Origin of the sequence: Curtobacterium sp. VKM Ac-1393 (genome assembly GCF_015350995.1) — a bacterium.
Lineage (GTDB): Bacteria > Actinomycetota > Actinomycetes > Actinomycetales > Microbacteriaceae > Curtobacterium.
This window is the reverse complement of sequence record NZ_JADKRW010000005.1, coordinates 280915-298032: the sequence shown is the minus strand read 5'-3', so window position 1 is coordinate 298032 and position 17118 is coordinate 280915. Positions and strand designations below refer to the sequence as shown.

Here is a 17118-nt window from a genome sequence, read left to right as displayed (position 1 = left end):
CGCCTCGCTTGCTTTCCAAGCGGGGCGACCTACCCTGATCCGGTCATGATCAAATTCGACCAGGTCACCAAGGTCTACTCGGGCAACCCGAGTCCGGCGCTCGACAACCTCACCCTCGAGATCCTCAAGGGCGAGTTCGTGTTCCTCGTGGGCGCCTCGGGTTCCGGCAAGTCCAGCTTCCTGCGCCTCGTGCTCAAGGAGGAGAAGCCGTCCCGCGGCCAGATCCACGTGCTCGGGCAGCGCCTCGGGTCGCTGGCGTCGCGGAAGGTGCCGTACTTCCGGCGCAACCTCGGCGTCGTGTTCCAGGACTTCCGTCTCCTGCCGAACAAGAACGTCTTCGACAACGTCGCGTTCTCGCTGCAGGTGATCGGCAAGAGCAAGGGCTTCATCAGCGAGGCCGTGACCGACGTGCTCAAGCTCGTCGGCCTGGCCGGCAAGGCGACCCGTATGCCGCACGAGCTCTCCGGTGGTGAACAGCAGCGTGTCGCCATCGCCCGCGCCGTCGTCAACAAGCCGGCGATCCTGCTGGCCGACGAGCCCACCGGCAACCTGGACCCCACGACGTCCGCCGGCATCATGGCGCTCCTCGAACGCATCAACCAGGGAGGCACCACCGTGCTCATGGCCACGCACGACGCCAGCATCGTGAACCAGATGCAGCGTCGGGTCATCGAGCTGTCGAACGGCACCGTCCTGCGCGACGAGCAGTCCGGCGGCTACCAGACCCAGGCGGTGCCGATCCAGCGCGGCACCGTGTCGAACACCACCGGCATCCAGACCATCCCGGGGCTCATCCGATGAGGCTCGGACTCGTCATGTCCGAGGTCGGCTCGGGCCTGCGCCGCAACGCGTCGATGGTCGTCTCCGTCGTGCTCGTGACCTTCATCTCGCTCACCTTCGTGGGCACGGCGATCCTGCTCCAGATGCAGATCAACCAGATGAAGGGGTACTGGTACGACCGGGCGCAGGTCGCGGTCTACCTGTGCACCGACACCGACACCACCGGCAACTGCACGGGCGCGAAGGCCACTGACGACCAGCGCAAGCAGGTCCAGGCCCAGCTCGAGTCGTCCACCCTCAAGCCGTACATCGAGAAGACGTACTACGAGAACCAGGACCAGGCGTTCACGCGGTTCAAGCAGCAGTTCAAGGACTCTGCGGCGACCGAGTTCGTGAAGCCGGAGTACCTCAACGAGACCTTCTGGGTGAACCTGAAGAACCCGTCGCAGGCCGACGTCCTGGTCGAGAGTCTGTCGAAGGTCGCCGGCGTGCAGAGCGTCGTCGATCAACGCGGCTACCTGCAACCGATCTTCAACCTGTTGAACGCGTCGTCCTACACGGCGATCGGCATCGCGGCGTTGATGCTCGTCGCCGCAGTGCTGCTCATCGCGACCACGATCCGATTGTCCGCGTTCAGTCGCAGGCGAGAACTCGGCATCATGCGGCTCGTGGGGGCGTCGAACCGGTTCATCCAGACGCCGTTCGTGCTCGAGGGGGTGATCGCCGCCGCCATCGGAGCAGTCCTGGCGGGTGGCGCCATCACCGCCGTGGTGTGGTTCTTCGTCCGGAACTTCCTGGCCGAGCGCTTCACCGGAACGGCGTTCATCGGCATGGGTGACGCGGCCATCGTGGTCCCGGCGGTGATCGTCATCGGGGTGCTGCTCGCAGCAGCGTCGGCCTCGATCGCGATCCGCCGGTACCTCAAGGTCTGACGCGGCGCGCCGGGAAGGTGCGCCGCCGGTCCTGCGTTGGGTAGTCTGTAGGGCTGCGCAGTGCAGCACCCGGAACGAGAGGAGTCGTCATGGCGAAGGAACGCGGTGAGAAGATCGTCGCGACGAACCGTCGCGCCCGACACGACTACCTCATCGAGGACACGTACGAGGCCGGCATGGTCCTGTCCGGCACCGAGGTGAAGTCCCTGCGCATGGGTCGTGCCTCGCTCGTCGACGGCTACGCCTTCATCGACGGGGGTGAAGCGTGGATCGACTCCGTGCACATCCCCGAGTACACCGAGGGGACGTGGAACAACCACGCACCCCGACGCAAGCGCAAGCTGCTCCTCCACAAGCAGCAGATCGTGAAGATCTCGCACAAGACGTCACAGGGCGGCTACACGCTCGTGCCGCTGCAGATCTACTTCCACGACGGCCGTGCCAAGGTCGAGATCGCGGTCGCGAAGGGCAAGCGCGAGTTCGACAAGCGCCAGGCCCTGCGCGAGAAGACCGACAAGCGCGAAGCCGAACGGGCGATGCGCACGAAGAACCGCGTCGGCGAGTAGCGCCGCACATCTCCCTCGACTAGACTGAGGGACTGCTCCGATCAGAGCACTGGCAACACAACTCAACAGCGTGACAGCGGTTCGCACGTCCGGCCCGCATGGGGATGATCGGTTTCGACATTGCCTGTGTGCCGACGGGAAGCGGGCCGAGGACCCACGGTTATCTCGTGAACGATCCGTGGAAAACAACAAGTGCCAATTCCAAGCGCACTGACTTCGCTCTCGCTGCGTAAGCAGCCCAGCACATGAAGTCCGTCGGCCAGGTGACCGTCCCCTAACCTGATCCCGGCGTCATCCAGAGGACTTGCTGCACGGTTGCGCCTCAGGGCCGTGCGGGACTTGCACTGAGACTGGGCCCGTCGTCCTAGAAGCCGGTAGCAAAGGACGGGGCCGAGCAGAACGAACTATCCGGATACGCCCGTAGAAGACGTCGAATTGCAGCGATGGACGGGGGTTCGATTCCCCCCATCTCCACCATTCGCCGGTCGTCGAGCCGCTGTCACCGTTGCCTGAGCGCCCCGCCATCGTCCCTGGACGAAGCCGGGGCGTTTGCCGTTGTGCTGCCGGACCAGGACTACGCTCCGGATCAGGCGCACAGAACACGCTGGCGCCGTACCCCCAACGGAAGGCCCCCACGTGGTGCAGGAGATCGCGATCCGAGTCCGTCTGCGCGAGCAGGAGCGAGTGGTGCTCGCCGACTACGAGCGGATCGTCGGGTCCGTCGCCACGGTCGCCGCCCTCGCCGCCTGGCTGCCCACACCCGATGCTCGCCTGGTCGTCCGCGGTCGGGGTGCCGAACCGGTCCGGCTCGAGACCGTCACGTACGGGTCGGTCGTCGAGATGCTCGTCGTGCTCGACCAGCGTTCGGCTGCCGTCGAACGGGGTGCCGCCGCCATCGCCGCACTGATCGAGTCGGTGCGGCACGAGCACGTCGCCGACGACGTGGCCGGAGTCGCCGGGGAGCTCGACCGCCTGGACCGCGCTGCGCCCCGAGGCCGGTCGGTCGTCGAGCGCACCCTCCGCACCTTCCTCCAAGGTGCCCGCGCCGACGTGCTCGCCCGGAAGACGACGACGCGCGTCCGGACGGCACAGGCACTGCTCCGGCTCGCCGAGGACGACGCGGTGCTGACCGTCGAGCGGGTCACCGATGCGCTCGCTCCGGTGCTCGAAGAGCACGCGGTGGACGTCGAGCTGGACACCGGTTCCGCGGTGGTCGTCGAGCCGATCGACGGGGTCGAGTCGTCGGAGCAGGCCCCCGTCCTGCCGCTGCCCTCGGCGCCGGGGAAGCCGAAGGGCGACGGCAAGAAGCAGAAGAAGGACGCGAAGAAGCCGTCCAAGAAGAAGGACGACAGCAAGAAGAAGTCGGACAAGAAGAAGCCGGACAAGAAGGCCGACGGCAAGAAGAAGTCCAAGAAGTAGCCTGAGTTCTTATACAGCACAATTGTTTCCGGCATGTTAAAGAATCCGGCCGAACCACTGCCCGAGTGCCAGAGTCGATGAGCGCGACCCCCGTTCGTGGGGTGACGCTCACTCGACGGGAGCAGCAGTGGCTACAACGACGACACCGGCGTTGCCGGACTCAGGCCTCAAGCGGAACGTCGGCTTCATCGGGCTCATCTGGGCCTCGACGGGGTCGATCATCGGCTCCGGGTGGCTCTTCGGGTCGCAGGAGGCCCTGAAGACCGCCGGCCCCGCCGCGATCATCTCGTGGTGCATCGGTGGCGTGGCGATCCTCGTGCTCGCCCTCGTGCACGCCGAGCTCGGCGGCATGTTCCCCATCGCCGGCGGCACGGCACGGTTCCCGCACATCGCGTTCGGCGGGATCGCGGGGGCTTCGTTCGGCTGGTTCTCCTGGTTGCAGTCGGTGACCGTCGCCCCGATCGAGGTCGAGGCGATGATCAAGTACGCCCAGCACTGGCAGTTCGCCCGTCCGTGGCTGCACACCGTGGTCGTCGACGGCGAGACCCAGCAGCTGCTCACCGGCGCGGGCATCGCGATCGCCGTCGTCCTGATGGCCGTCGTCACCGTCATCAACCTGTTCAGTGTGCGGATCCTCGCCAACACGAACTCGGCGGCGACCTGGTGGAAGGTGTTCATCCCGCTGCTCGTCATCATGGTCCTGGGCTTCAGCGGGTTCCACGGGGGCAACTTCATCGCCGCCGATGGCTTCATGCCCGAGGGTGCCAAGGGTGTCCTGGCGGCGGTCTCCACCTCGGGCATCATCTTCGCGTTCCTCGGCTTCGAGCAGGCGGACCAGCTCGCAGGCGAGGCGAAGAACCCGAAGCGTGACATCCCCCGAGCGGTGATCGGTTCGGTGCTCATCGGCCTCGTGATCTACCTGCTCCTGCAGGTCGTGTTCCTCGGCGCGCTGCAGTCCGGTGCGATCCAGGGCTCGTGGGCGACCGCGGACTTCACGAAGTACACCGGTCCCTTCGCCGACATCGCGATGGCGGCCGGCATCACCTGGCTCGCCGTGGTCATCTTCATCGACGCGATCATCTCGCCCGCGGGCACCGGCCTGATCTACGTGACGGCGACGAGCCGCATCTCGTACGGCCTCAGCCGCAACGGGTACTTCCCGAAGGCCTTCGAGTGGACGACGAAGCAGGGCGTGCCGTGGGTCGGCCTGGTGACGGCGTTCGTCGTGGGCTGCGCGTGCTTCGCACCGTTCCCGTCGTGGCAGGGACTGGTCAGCCTCATCACGAGTGCGTCGGTCCTGATGTACGCCGGGGCGCCGCTGGCACTCGGTGCGTTCCGGAAGCGGATCCCGGAGATCGAACGTCCGTACCGGATGCCCGCCGCGTCGGTGTTGTCACCGGTCGCGTTCATCGTCGCGAACCTCATCATCCTGTGGACCGGGTGGGACACCGACTGGAAGCTCGGCGTCGCGATCCTGATCGGCGCCGTGGTGATCGTGCTGAACAACGTGTTCCGCGGCAAGACGAGCGTCCGGCCGCGATGGGACTGGAAGGCGGCGCAGTGGCTGCTGCCCTACCTGATCGGCATGGGGCTCATCGTGTTCCTCAGCGACTTCGGTCCGCTGGAGCACCCGGTGTTCCCGCTGTGGATCGACATCGTCGTCGTCGCGGTGTTCTCGCTGGTTGTTTACTTCTGGGCGATCAACTCCGCGAGTCCACGCGACGAGATCCTCCGCACCGCCGACGACGTGCGTGACGTCGAGGAATCAGGCGTGGTCGAGCCGGTCCACCACTAGTCGAGCCGGTCCACCACTAGAAGTCGAACAGGTTCGCCCGGATGCCCCCGGCGCCGTACTCCCGACGCAGGAGCTCGCGGCGCCGGAGCACCGGCACCAGGTCGCCGAACATCCGGTGGATCTGCGCCGGGTGCAGGTCGCCGGAGAAGATGATGCCGTCGTTGTCGGCGTCCGACCCGAGCTCCTCGATGAAGTCGGCGAACTCGTCGGCGGTCCCGACGAAGCCCTCGCGCGAGGACACCCGACCCTTGCGGGCCTTGCGCTCCAGGAGCGCGCGCAGGGGAGCGTCCGGGGTGTCGCCGAGCAGCCCGCGGATCGTGCCGGCGGAGACGTGGTCACCGAAGGTGCCCTCGGGGACCGGTGCGTCGAGGTCGAGTGCGAGCAGGTCCGTCTCGGAGTCGCTCGACCACGCGATCGCCGCGGTCCGCAGGTCGTCGTCGGACGGGTGTCGGGACGCCTCGACGATCCGGTCGGCCTCGGCGGACGACGTGACGATCTCGGGCTTCAGGACGAACAGGATCCGGAGGTCCGCGGCCGTCCGTCCCGCGGCGGCGGCGGCGTCGATCACGCGTCCGCGGTAGTCCGCCACCGCGGCGGCCGACAGCGGCGCGAGCGCGAGCTGCACGTCCGAGTGGGTGCCGGCGAACGCGAGGCCCCGACCGGAGCCACCGGGGGAGACGACCACCGGGTCCGAGTCGAGCGGCAGCGCGTTGAGCGGGCCGTCCGCGGTGAAGTACTCGCCCTCGTGGTGGAAGGCGTCGAGCGCCTCGCCGTCAGCGAAGTGCCAGTCGGAGGCATCCCCGACGTGGCCGTCGGGCCCCCACGAGCGCCAGAGTCGGCGGACCAGGCTGAGCCACTCCTCGGCACGGTCGTACGCCAGGTCGTGCGGCAGCGGCGGCAGACCCGCGTGCCGCGCACTGCCGACGTCCGTCACGACGTTGATGCCGAGCCGTTCGGACGACAGGTGCGCCAGGGTGGCGAACTGTCGTGCGGCCAGGTACGGCGGTGTGAACCCGGCGTTGACGGTCGGCGCGATGCCGATGTGCGAGGTCGCTGCGAACAGGTACGGCGCCAGCAGCAGCGGGTCGTGCTTCGGCCCGCCGTAGGCCTGGCGGATGCGCAGGTCGAGGGTCGACGGGTTGCCGAGTGAGATGGCGTCCTCGGCGATGACCAGGTCCATGCCGGCCTGCTCGAGCGTGCGGACGGACTGCTGGTACAGGTCGGGCTTGGTCCAGTCGTGACCCCAGTCCCAGTCCGAGCGCCCCCAGGCCTGCGGACCGAAGCCGCGCGAGAAGAAGTACCCGAAGTGCTGCGGTCGTGCCATCGTCTAGCGCTCTTCCGAGATCACGTGCGTGCCCGGGACCGCGTGTTCCAGGGACGCGCGCTCCGCGTCGGACGCGCCACGGGCCTCCAGGCTCTCCCCGTCGATCCCGGAACGCAACGCGGCGAACCCGCGTTGCAGGTCGCGGAGCAGGTCCGCGACGTCCTCGATGCCGACTGACAGTCGGATCAGGCCGTCGTCGATGCCCTGGTCGGCGCGTTCCGCTGCGGTCTTGCCGGCGTGCGTGGTCGTCGCGGGGTGCAGGATCAACGAGCGGACGTCGCCCAGGTGGGTCATCCGGCTGAACAGCTGGACGCTGTCGATGAAGGTGTGCGCGGCGGCTTCGCCGCCCGCCAGCGTGAAGGCGAAGACGGAGCCGGCTCCGCGCGGCAGGTAGCGCTGGGCGAGGTCGTGGAACGGACTGGAGGCCAGACCCGCGTGGTCGACGCTCGTCACCTCCGGCTGTGCTTCCAACCACTGCGCCACCGCCAGCGCGTTCGCGCTGTGGCGTTCCACGCGCAGGCTCAGCGTCTCGATGCCCTGGCGGATCAGGAACGCGTTGAACGGCGACGGGGCGGGGCCGATGCGCGCGGCGACGACGTCCCGCGCGAAGACGACGAACGCCCGGTTGCCGTAGCGCTCCACGTAGCTCTCGCCGCCGAGCGACCGCTCCGGGCTGGTCAGGTGCTGCCAGCGTTCCGGCGAGGCGGACCAGTCGAACGTGCCGCCGTCGACGACCACGCCGCCCAGGCCCGCACCGTGGCCGGACAGGAACTTCGACGCCGAGTGGATGACGATGTCGGCGCCGTGCTCCACCGGGCGGACCAGGTACGGCGTCGCCAGCGTGTTGTCGACGATCAGCGGGACCCCGGCACGGTGCGCGGTGTCGGCGACGCCGGTGATGTCGAGGACGTCGTTCTTCGGGTTCGGGATCGTCTCGGCGAAGAAGACCTTGGTGTTCGGGCGGACCAGGCGCGCCCACTCGTCGAGGTCGCGCTGGTCGGCGACGAAGTCGACCTCGATGCCGAGCCGGCCGAGGTTCTGCACGAGCAGTCCCTTGGTGCCCTCGTAGATGCTGCGGGCGGCGACGACGTGGTCGCCGGCCTGCAGGAGTCCGAGGAACGCGACGGTGGCTGCCGCCTGCCCGCTGCCGACCAGGATGGCCTCGACCCCGCGCTCGAGCAGGGCGACGCGGCGCTCGACGTCGGCGTTCGTGGGGTTGCCGAGGCGGGTGTACGTGTAGCCGTCCTCGGTGCCGGCGAACCGGTCGCGCGCCTGGTCGAAGTCGTCGAACAGGAACCCGGAGGACATGTGGATGGCGGGGATCCGGGCGCCGTGGCCGGCGTCGGGCACGAAGCCGCCGTGCACCTGCTCGGTCGAGAAACCGTGATCGTCGTTCGCCATGGGACACCTCCGGGAGTCGTCTGGCGGTAGCCTCGCAGCCTCCGCCGCGCGGACGGTCGTTTGCGGCGTTCCGTTACGCGGAGCCGGTGCGCGCACCCGCTCCGCGACACTCCACGAGTCGATCACCGCGTGGATCGTCGCGGACGTGTTGGGAGCGCGATGCGCGGGGCGTCAGAAGAGCGCGCGCACGCCCGCCGCGACCGTGTCCCAGACCTCGAGCAGCGGGACCCGGGCGAGCCACACCGCGAGGCCGTTCACCAGCACGAACAGCACGAACCAGACCCCGGCGGGCACCCGCATCTCGGCTGCGGCGATGTGGAAGTCCGTCTGCACGCGGGCCCCGGTGAGCAGCCACCGTGCAACCTGCACGACGGACCGCAGTCCGTCGACGACGAAGAACGCCCCGACGGCGGCGACCACGAGCACCGTGGTCTCGGACGGACGCAGTGCCACCCACAGCGCCAGGACGTCGAACCCGAGCACGACGAGCAGCCCGAACCAGTTCCGCACGAACACCAGCGCCACGAGCCCGATCACACCGAGCACGGCGACGGGCAGCCACCGCGAGCCGTGCAGCACCCCGGTGACCAGCAGCACCCCGGCCCAGAGCGGAGCGCTGTACCCGGCGTAGAGGTTGAGGATCCGGACGAGCCAGCGGATGCCGCCGGGGAGCCGACCGAGCTGGACCCAGGCCTCGCCGGAGCCGTCCGGGTGCAGGTCGATGCGCTGGATGCGGCCACCGAACGGGACGACGACGATGCAGTGCCCGACCTCGTGGGCGATCGTCGCGGCGATCCGGGCGACGCGTCCGACGAGCGGCAGGAACGGCAGGAGCGCGCCGACGACGAGCGCGACGAACACGAGGGGCGGGGCTGCGGTGGTCAAGGGACCAGCATCGCAGCCTCGTCCCGCGAACTGCCCGAGACCCGGCTTGCTCCGCCGCGTCCGCCGCGGAACGACACCCTCGACGTCGCACGACATCGACAACGTCGTTCCGAGTCGGAACCAGGCGGCGCCCGGCCCGCGCGGCCTCAGCCCAGGACGGCCGGCCCCGCCACGAGCACGACGAGCACCGTCGTCATGGCGATCGAGAACGCGGTGAGCACGAGCAGGAACGTCGTCAGGTGGTTCATCCGACCCCGCATCACTCGACCGTCACCGACTTGGCCAGGTTGCGCGGCTTGTCGACGTCGCAGCCGAGCTGCAGGGCGAGTTCACGCGCGAGCATCTGCAGCGGCACGACGGCCTCGAGCGGACCCCACGGCGCCGCCATCGCACCCCAGGCGAGCCCACCGGTGCCGCGGCTGCCGAGCGCCGGGATGTCCGAGCCTTCGCCGCCGATGGTGATGACGAAGCCGCCGCGGGCGCGGACCTCGGCGATGGCGGACTGGATCTTCGGCTCGCCGTGGTCGATCACGACGACGGGCGTGCCCTCGTCGACCAGGGCGAGCGGCCCGTGCTTCAGCTCGCCGGCGGGGTAGGCCTCGGCCCAGCGGTAGCTGAGCTCCTTGAGCTTCAGGGCGCCCTCGGCGGCGTACGGCAGGCCGGCACCGCGACCGAGGAACAGGAAGCCGGTGGCCGCCTTCACGCTCGACACCAGGAGCGGCATCCGGTCGGCGGACACCTGCGTGGCGTGCTCGATGCGCGCCGGCAGGTCCAGGAGCTCGTCGACGAGGGCGTGCGCACGCGTCACCTCGATGCGGCCGGAGGCGACGAGCGCGGAGATCACCGCGGCGACCCCGACGACGACCTGTGCCGTGAACGTCTTCGTCGCGGCTACGCCGATCTCGGGGCCGGCGTGGCAGTCGAGCACGGCGTCGGCCCGGCGGGCGAGCGAGGAGTGCATGTTGTTCGTCAGCGCGAGCACCGGGTGGCGGTCCTCGAACCGGTCGAGCGCGCGGAGGACGTCCGCGGTCTCGCCGGACTGGCTGATCGCGACGACGAGCGTGTCGGGGCCGAGCACGGCCTGGTCGGCCTCACTGGCGACGACGATGTCGGTGGGGACCCCGCCGATGCCGCGCAGCGCGGTGGCGATCACCTGGCCGGCGTTGAGCGAGGTGCCGCAGGCGACGATCGCCAGACGGTGGAAGCCGGGCAGCCCGAGGCCGACCCACATGCTGCCGTCGGCGGTGCGGCGTGCGACGCGGTCCAGGATCGTGCTGACCACGTCGGCCTGCTCGCTGATCTCCTTCGCCATGTGGTCCGGGTGGTCGCCGAGGTCGAGCGCGGCCTGGGCGAACGGCGACGGGGTGGGGAAGGGCACCGGCACGGTGATGCCGTTCGACGACCAGGTCCAGGCTTCGCCGAGCTCGACGACGTCGCCGTCGCGGAGCGCCACGAAGGTCTCGCACCACTCGGCGATCGCACCGATGTCGCTCGCCACGAAGTCGCCGCGGGCGGACCGGGCGACGACGAGCGGGGAACGGTCCGCGGCCACGACCATCCGGCCGTCGCGAGCGTCGAGGACGACGATCGCCCACGATCCCTCGAGCTGCGCGGTCGCGATCTGCACGGCGAGCATCAGGTCGGGGTCGACGGCCAGGGCGCGCTCGACGAGGTGGGCGACGACCTCGGAGTCGACCTCGGAGCGGAACCGGTGGCCCTGCGCCGTGAGCATCTCGCGCAGGCGGTCGGCGTTCTCGATGATGCCGTTGTGCACGATGCTGACGCGCCGGGAGCAGTCGGCGTGCGGGTGGGCGTTCGCCTCGCGCACGGCGCCGTGCGTGGCCCACCGGGTGTGGCCGATGCCGACCCCGGTCAGGGCGTCGCCGGACCGGGCAGCGACGAGGGTGCGCAGGTCACCGACCCGTGACACCGAGCGGATCGTCTCGGTGTGTCCGGCGGCGGTCCGGACGGCGATGCCGGCGGAGTCGTAGCCGCGGTACTCGAGTCGCTCGAGTCCGTCGAGCAGGTAGGGCGTCGCGTCGTCAGACACGCGCGCCGCGATGATGCCGCACATCGGCTGTCCCTTCGGGGGAACGGTGGGTGGAACCGGGGGTGGGTGGAACAGGGGTGGTTGGAGCAGGGTTCGGCACCGACCGCCGTCGGGTCTGCCGCGCGTCCGGGACCTCGCCGCCCGGACCGGCGCCCGTCCTCGGATCAGGCGAGGACGGACGTCGGAGTGGGTGGGCCACGAGGCTCGGGTACCGGACGGGGTACCGCGGTCCGGCCCCTCGGGAGGGGCACGGCGGTCGGTGCATGAGAAGCCTCACCCGGCGACGCCGCCACGGCAACAGTCGTCGACTGCTCTTGCGGTTCCCCGCGTCCTGGGGACACCGCGGTGCGGACGCGTGCGGACTCCCGCAACGCGCGCCGCGTTCTGGACAGGGAAAAGGCGGACGGGAGGCCCGGTACCAGCTGGTACCGGGCCTCCCGTCCGCCTTGTGCTCGCTTCGACTACGTGAGCAGCGCGACCAGGTGGGAGCGCGACCGCGCACCCACCTTCCGGTAGATCTGCGTGAGCCGCAGCTCCACCGTGCGCTGCGACATGAACAGCGACGACGCGATCTCGCGGTTGCGGTAGCCCTCCGTCACCTTCTGCACGACGGCACGTTCCTCGGCCGTCAGCGACGTGAGCACGGCGGAGGCGTCCGGAGCGCTCCGGGGCGTGCCCGGCATCGACGCGGACAGCACCGGTGCGGACCTGAGCGACGTACCCGTGCCGAACTGCGGCATGACCGCAGCCGGTGCGGGGGTCACGAGGGGACGGCGCATGCCGGCCGCCTCGTACGCCGCGGCGGCAGCCGCACCGAGACGCGGACGCTCGGCGGGGTTGCCGACCATCGCGAGGGCCGCGAAGGTCCGTGCCCGCTCGAACTGCGAGTCGTGCGGCTGGAACAGCTCCAACGCGCGGCGACGGGCGGTGTCACGGGTGGTGTCGTCGGCGACGAGCGCGAGGCTCCTCGCCAGCACGAGCGCACCCCACCGACCGGGCCGCGCGTGGTGGTCTGCCGCGAGCCGCGCGGTGATGGTGCGGGCGTCGTCGATCCGACCGAGGCGTGCGTACGCCTCGACCAGGTCGCCGAGGTGCCGGAGCACCGCGGGGTTCCGCAGGGACCGTCCGATGGCGTCCGCCGCTTCGAGTGCGGCGGCTGCCTCGTCCAGTCGTCCGTCGAGGAGCAGGACCCGACCGCGGAGCGCGTGCAGCTTCGCCGTCGCACCCCACAGGCGGCTCGTCGACCGGTGCTCGAGGCACCGGTCCACGACGGCCAGCGCCTCGGCCGACCGCCCCTCGGCGAAGTGCCGCCAGGCGATCGCGATGGCCCGCGACGGCTCACGGAGCCGCTCGACCACCGACGAACCGGCCTCCCACACGTCGATCGCGCGGAGCGCCTGCCGGAAGTTCCCGGAGCGCACCTCGTTCTCGGCGGTCAGGTAGCGGGCCGCCTCGGTCCACACCGGGGCCGTCTGCGGGCCCCGGGCGAGCACGAGGGCGAACACCCGACGCGCGCTCCGGTACCGCTCGGCGATGCTCAGCGCGTGCGCGAGGAGCAGCAGGGCGGGGTCGGACATCGCCAGCAGCACCGACGTCGCGAGCCCGTCGTGCAGGTCGGTGTCCGCCGGCAGGGTGCCGTCGATCGCAGCGATGAGCTCCTGCGCGGTCGTCGTGATCTCCACGGTGTGCGGAGACGCCGACGCCTCGAGGGCCCCGACCCGGTGCAGCAGGTCCTTCGCCTGGTCGAGCTCCCACGCCTCGGCACGGAAGCACGCCACCATGGCCATCAGGCCGGCGACCGCGTCCACGTCGGCCGGGTCCGTCGCGTCCACCGACACGAGGAGCTCGTCGGCGTGCACGGCGTCGCCGCTGAGGTACTGCGCCGAGTACTGCAGGCGCAGCCGACGGACCTCGTGCGCCGTCGTCCGGAACGGCCGGAGCGCAGCGAGGTAGCGCGCGGCGAAGCCGAGCATCCGCTTGCCGAGCAGGGCCTCGGCGACCCCGAGCAACGCGACGAGCTCGTCCTCGGTGCCGCCCCCGACGTGCAGGGCACGCTCGGTGAGGGCGATCGCGGCGAGCACGTTGCCGTCCAGCACGTACGACCGTGCTGCGGCGAGCAGCGCGACCACGTCGGGGACGTCGTCGACGAAGCTCCGGTGCCACGCGGCGGCCCGCGGGTCGGACTCGGCGCTCGCCGTGGCCAGCGCGGCGTGCGCCGCGCGGCGGTCACGGGCAGGCATCCGCCAGTACAGCGCGGACCGGACCAGCGGGTCGCGGACCGTCACGCTCTGGCCCCGCACGGTGGTGAGGCCTGCTCCGACCAGGTCGTCCAACTCGTCGCGGTCCCATGCCGTGGTCTTCGCGACCGGCACCAGGGCGAGTTTCGCGAGGACGTCCAGATCTCGTCCCGCGGCGGACCCGAGTGCGACGGCCGCGAGGGCCTCGGTCGTCGGGGTGGGTCGGAGCGGGAGCACGATCGGCTCCGCACCGGTGAGCTGCTCGCGGCTGAGCACCGCGAGCTGTTCGCGGAGCGCGCCGGGGTTGCCCCCGGTCTCCGCGGCGAGGACGGCGAGGACGCCGTCGTTCGCCTCTTCCGGAGCCATCGAACGGGCGAGGAGGAGCGCCTCGTCGGACGGCAACGGTTCGATGCGGAGCATCGGCAGGGCCGCGAGCGGACCGTCCGACGGCACCGAACGGACCGTCGCCACGACGCGCAGAGCAGTGCCTGCGAGTCGGCCGGCGAGGAACGCGATGAGCTCCTGACTCTCGGCGTCCATGCGGTCGAGGTCGTCGATCAGCACGAGCGTCGGCGGCAGGGTGAGTGCGTGCACGGCGTCGAGGAAGTCGTGCGCCGCCGCCAGTCCGGCGGCCACGGGGACCGCCGTCTCACCCGTCTGCAGGAGATGGGCGATGTGGGCCGTCGCACGGGGGTCGTCGAGCGCGGTGAACAGGGAGGTCACGCCGGCCAGCGGCCAACGGGATTCACTCCCGTTGACACCGACCCGCACGACGGGGAGGGAAACGCGGTTCGAGACCGCGTCGAGGACGCTGCTGCGTCCAGAACCAGGGTCGCCGACCACGACCATCGCGGACTCCCGAGGGAGTACAGCGAGGGTCGCGATCCGGTCGACCTCGAGACGTCGACCGGTGAGTGCCATGACTCACCGGCCTCCGGGCCCGGAAGCGGATGCTGCGGAGAGGTCGTCGGTGAGCGCTGCGAACGCTGCGACGGGGCGCCGTGAGGCGGACCGGACTGCTGCACGGTGGGTTGCCGTGTCGGAGTGCGGACGGAAGGCGGCGACGGTGCGCGCGCCGGAACTGTCGTGGTTTGAACGCGGTCGACGAGTGAGGGTGCACTCGGTTCCGCTCGGGAACGATGATGTCATCGTCTGTATCACCCCTCGGGTTAGGGTCTTCGGACGAACACGGTCGGTCTGTTCTGCACCCGGATCTAGGGAATCCAGGCCGTCACGTGACCAACCGCTTGATGCACGATAACTCAGGTCCTGCCGATCTGAGCCGCGGTGCGCACCCCGTATCCGCCCACCGTGCCCCCAGTACGGGGGGCCACGGAGAGGGGGCCCGATCACGGTCTGCTCCATCGTGGTAAAGAACCGGGGTACAGCCGAGGCCGCTGGCTCCGGTGCCCGGTCGGTGTACGAATGACGGTGATGTCCAGCGCTGATCCGACCGATGCCCGCCTCGACGACCGCACGCGTTGGCGGGCCTTCGCGGTCTGCGTGGCCGTGGCGGCCCTGACCATCCTCGACCTGTCGAAGGTGAACGTCGGGCTGCCGTCCATCGAGCGGTCCCTCGACGCCACGAGTTCGTCGCTCCAGTTCATCGTCGCGGGGTACGCCCTGGCATTCGGACTCGCGCTCGTGCCCGCCGGTCGGCTCGGTGACCTGAAGAGCCGACGTGCCCTGTTCATCGTCGGGCTCGTTGCGTTCACCGGATCGAGCCTGTTGTGCGCTGTCGCCCCGACCATCGAGGTGCTCATGGTCACGCGCATCCTGCAGGGCTTCGCCGCCGGGACGCAGATGCCGCAGGTGATCGGCTTGGTGCAGCAGTTGTTCCGCGGACCGGAACGAGGACGGGCCTTCGGCTTGTTCGGCGCCATGATCGGCATCTCCACCGCCCTCGGCCCGACCATCGGCGGCGGGCTCATCGCGCTCGGCGGCGAGGAGAACGGTTGGCGGCTGCTGTTCTGGATGAACGTCCCGCTCGGGCTCGTCGCCCTGTTCTTCGCGGTGAAGCTGCTGCCGAAGGGCGCCCAGGGGCAGGCGAAGGACCGGGAGCTCGACATCGTCGGCATCCTGCTGCTCGGCGCCGCGATCATCACGCTGATGCTGCCGTTCGTGCTCACCACGGGCGCGGGGGACTCCGGTGCCCGGTGGCTGTGGCTCGTCGGCTTCGCGGTGTTCCTCGGACTCTTCGTGCTGTGGGAGGTCCGGTACAAGCGGCAGGGCAAGTCGCCGGTGGTGCACTTCGAGCTGTTCCGGCTTTCGTCCTACCGCAACGGGTTGTCGATCGTGGCCGTCTACTTCGCGGCGATCCCGGCGTCCTTCCTGATGGTCACGCTCTTCCTGCAGGAGGGCCTCGGGCTCTCCCCGCTGTTCGCCGGCATGGTGAGCATCCCGTTCGCGGCCACCAGCGCCGTCGGGTCGTACGTCGGCGGGCGGATCGTCGACCGGGTCGGGCGCGCCCTGGTGGTCTTCGGCCTGTTCATGGTCGTCGTCGGCTTCGTGCTGCTCATGCTCGCCGCGGTGCTGACCCCGCCGGAGGTCACGCCGTGGGCGATGGCCGGTGCGTTCCTGGTCGGTGGGCTCGGCGGCGGGTTCGTGGTGTCGCCCAACCAGACGCTCACCCTGGCCGAGATCCCCGTCGAGCAGTCCGGCGTCGCCGGGTCCATGCAGCAGCTCGGGCAGCGCGTCGGGACGGCGATCGGCACCGCGGTGGCGACGAGCATCTTCTACGGGATCGTGCGGGGAGCGGCTTCTGGCGGCTCCGGCGCCGGCTCCGGCGGCGTGAGTCGGCTCGATGCGTACCACGACGCGTTCCGGAGCGGCACGACGTTCACGGTGTCGCTGATGGCGTTGGCGCTGGTGCTCGCCGTCGGGGACCTGGTGGTGAGGCGGCGCGCTGCCCGGCGTGAGGCTGCGACCGCTGCCTGACGGCGCTAGCGGCGGATGACCTCGACGACGGCCTCGTGCACCAGGCCGTTCGTCGCGAGTGCGCTGCCGTGCCACGCCCCGGGGTCGCCGTCGAGTGAGCTGAAACGCCCGCCTGCCTCTTCCACGATGGGCACGAGAGCGGCGATGTCCCACGGCTTCAGGTCCGGCTCGCCCGCGATGTCGAGGACGCCCTCGGCCACCAGCATGTAGGACCACATGTCGCCGTAGGCCCGGGTGCGCCAGACCTTGCGGGACAGGTCGACGAGCGAGTCGAGCCGGTCGTCGTCGTCCCACTGCTGGAGGCTGTTGTAGCTCAGGCTCGCGTCGGCCAGGTCGGTGACACCGGAGACCCGGAGCTCGCCGTCGAACGAGTGCGCGCCGAGCCCTTCGGCCGCCCACCAGCGCTTGCCGAGCGCGGGGGCGCTCACGACGCCGAGCACCGGACGCCCGTCGACCGCCAGGGCGATGAGGGTCGCCCACACCGGCACGCCGCGCAGGTAGTTCGCGGTGCCGTCGATCGGGTCGATGACCCACTGGCGGTGACCCTCACTGGTGGCCTCGGCGCCGGTGTCGGCCGTGGTCTCCTCGCCGAGGAACGCATCGTCGGGTCGTTCGGTCGCGATCCGCTCGCGCAGGGCGTGCTCGACGGCCTGGTCGGCGTCGGTGACGTGCGTGCTGTCGGCCTTCTTCGACACGTGCAGGTCGGCGGCCCGGAACCGCTCGAGGCTGATCGTGTCGGCGATGTCGGCGAGCGAGCGGGCGAAGTCCAGGTCGGCGCTGAGGTCCACGGGT

At 70.2% G+C, this 17118-nt stretch carries 12 protein-coding genes and 1 other RNA gene; 7 read left to right on the top strand and 6 right to left on the bottom strand.

What is annotated here, in order from left to right:
- Positions 1-45 precede the first annotated feature (45 nt).
- The 6 genes from ftsE to ITJ59_RS13155 all read left to right on the top strand — a co-directional run bounded on the left by ftsE (position 46) and on the right by ITJ59_RS13155 (position 5492).
- The gene (ftsE, locus tag ITJ59_RS13180) at positions 46-801 is read left to right on the top strand and encodes a cell division ATP-binding protein FtsE (protein WP_111086441.1); all 756 of its coding nucleotides are present in this window, start codon (positions 46-48) and stop codon (positions 799-801) included.
- The gene (ftsX, locus tag ITJ59_RS13175) at positions 798-1712 is read left to right on the top strand and encodes a permease-like cell division protein FtsX (protein WP_194651682.1); all 915 of its coding nucleotides are present in this window, start codon (positions 798-800) and stop codon (positions 1710-1712) included. The genes ftsE and ftsX overlap by 4 nt, the downstream gene beginning before the upstream one ends.
- 89 nt (positions 1713-1801) lie before the next feature.
- Positions 1802-2278 (top strand): SsrA-binding protein SmpB, encoded by a 477-nt coding sequence (gene smpB, locus ITJ59_RS13170; protein ID WP_194651680.1) that lies wholly within the window; start codon positions 1802-1804, stop codon positions 2276-2278.
- 100 nt (positions 2279-2378) lie between these two features.
- Positions 2379-2755: a transfer-messenger RNA gene (gene ssrA / locus ITJ59_RS13165) on the top strand.
- A gap of 159 nt (positions 2756-2914) precedes the next feature.
- Positions 2915-3697: a hypothetical protein gene (locus tag ITJ59_RS13160; RefSeq protein ID WP_194651678.1), complete on the top strand. Its 783-nt coding sequence runs from the start codon at positions 2915-2917 to the stop codon at positions 3695-3697.
- Between the two features lie 151 nt (positions 3698-3848).
- Positions 3849-5492 carry an APC family permease gene (locus tag ITJ59_RS13155; RefSeq protein WP_228511475.1) on the top strand — a complete coding sequence of 548 codons (1644 nt, stop codon included), beginning with the start codon at positions 3849-3851 and terminating at the stop codon, positions 5490-5492.
- Between the two features lie 16 nt (positions 5493-5508).
- Here ITJ59_RS13155 and ITJ59_RS13150 read toward each other — a convergent pair whose 3' ends face one another.
- The 5 genes from ITJ59_RS13150 to ITJ59_RS13130 form a co-directional block, all read right to left on the bottom strand.
- Complete coding sequence (locus ITJ59_RS13150) at positions 5509-6816, bottom strand: LLM class flavin-dependent oxidoreductase (RefSeq protein ID WP_194651677.1); 1308 nt, start codon at positions 6814-6816, stop codon at positions 5509-5511.
- A gap of 3 nt (positions 6817-6819) precedes the next feature.
- Complete coding sequence (locus tag ITJ59_RS13145) at positions 6820-8217, bottom strand: O-acetylhomoserine aminocarboxypropyltransferase/cysteine synthase family protein (protein ID WP_194651675.1); 1398 nt, start codon at positions 8215-8217, stop codon at positions 6820-6822.
- Positions 8218-8388: 171 nt separating this feature from the next.
- Positions 8389-9102, bottom strand: a complete 714-nt coding sequence (locus tag ITJ59_RS13140; protein WP_194651673.1) for a M50 family metallopeptidase — start codon at positions 9100-9102, stop codon at positions 8389-8391.
- 259 nt (positions 9103-9361) lie between these two features.
- A complete protein-coding gene (gene glmS / locus ITJ59_RS13135) occupies positions 9362-11176 on the bottom strand; it encodes a glutamine--fructose-6-phosphate transaminase (isomerizing) (protein ID WP_194651671.1) in 1815 nt (604 codons plus the stop codon).
- Positions 11177-11613: 437 nt separating this feature from the next.
- Positions 11614-14310 (bottom strand): helix-turn-helix transcriptional regulator, encoded by a 2697-nt coding sequence (locus ITJ59_RS13130; RefSeq protein WP_194651669.1) that lies wholly within the window; start codon positions 14308-14310, stop codon positions 11614-11616.
- A 513-nt stretch (positions 14311-14823) separates the two neighbouring features.
- Here ITJ59_RS13130 and ITJ59_RS13125 point away from each other — a divergent pair.
- Positions 14824-16326, top strand: coding sequence for an MFS transporter (locus ITJ59_RS13125; protein ID WP_194651667.1), 1503 nt, complete (start codon positions 14824-14826; stop codon positions 16324-16326).
- Between the two features lie 5 nt (positions 16327-16331).
- Here the strand turns inward: ITJ59_RS13125 and ITJ59_RS13120 are convergent, their stop codons facing one another.
- The gene (locus tag ITJ59_RS13120) at positions 16332-17114 is read right to left on the bottom strand and encodes an inositol monophosphatase family protein (protein WP_194651665.1); all 783 of its coding nucleotides are present in this window, start codon (positions 17112-17114) and stop codon (positions 16332-16334) included.
- Positions 17115-17118 lie beyond the last annotated feature (4 nt).

Bases quoted from the DNA above. Each gene is read 5' to 3' on its own strand.
- ITJ59_RS13145 (WP_194651675.1), bottom strand. From the start codon at position 8,217: ATGGCGAACGACGATCACGGTTTCTCGACCGAGCAGGTGCACGGCGGC.
- ITJ59_RS13150 (WP_194651677.1), bottom strand. From the start codon at position 6,816: ATGGCACGACCGCAGCACTTCGGGTACTTCTTCTCGCGCGGCTTCGGT.
- smpB (WP_194651680.1), top strand. From the start codon at position 1,802: ATGGCGAAGGAACGCGGTGAGAAGATCGTCGCGACGAACCGTCGCGCC.
- ftsX (WP_194651682.1), top strand. From the start codon at position 798: ATGAGGCTCGGACTCGTCATGTCCGAGGTCGGCTCGGGCCTGCGCCGC.
- ITJ59_RS13130 (WP_194651669.1), bottom strand. From the start codon at position 14,310: ATGGCACTCACCGGTCGACGTCTCGAGGTCGACCGGATCGCGACCCTC.
- glmS (WP_194651671.1), bottom strand. From the start codon at position 11,176: ATGTGCGGCATCATCGCGGCGCGCGTGTCTGACGACGCGACGCCCTAC.
- ftsE (WP_111086441.1), top strand. From the start codon at position 46: ATGATCAAATTCGACCAGGTCACCAAGGTCTACTCGGGCAACCCGAGT.
- ITJ59_RS13125 (WP_194651667.1), top strand. From the start codon at position 14,824: ATGTCCAGCGCTGATCCGACCGATGCCCGCCTCGACGACCGCACGCGT.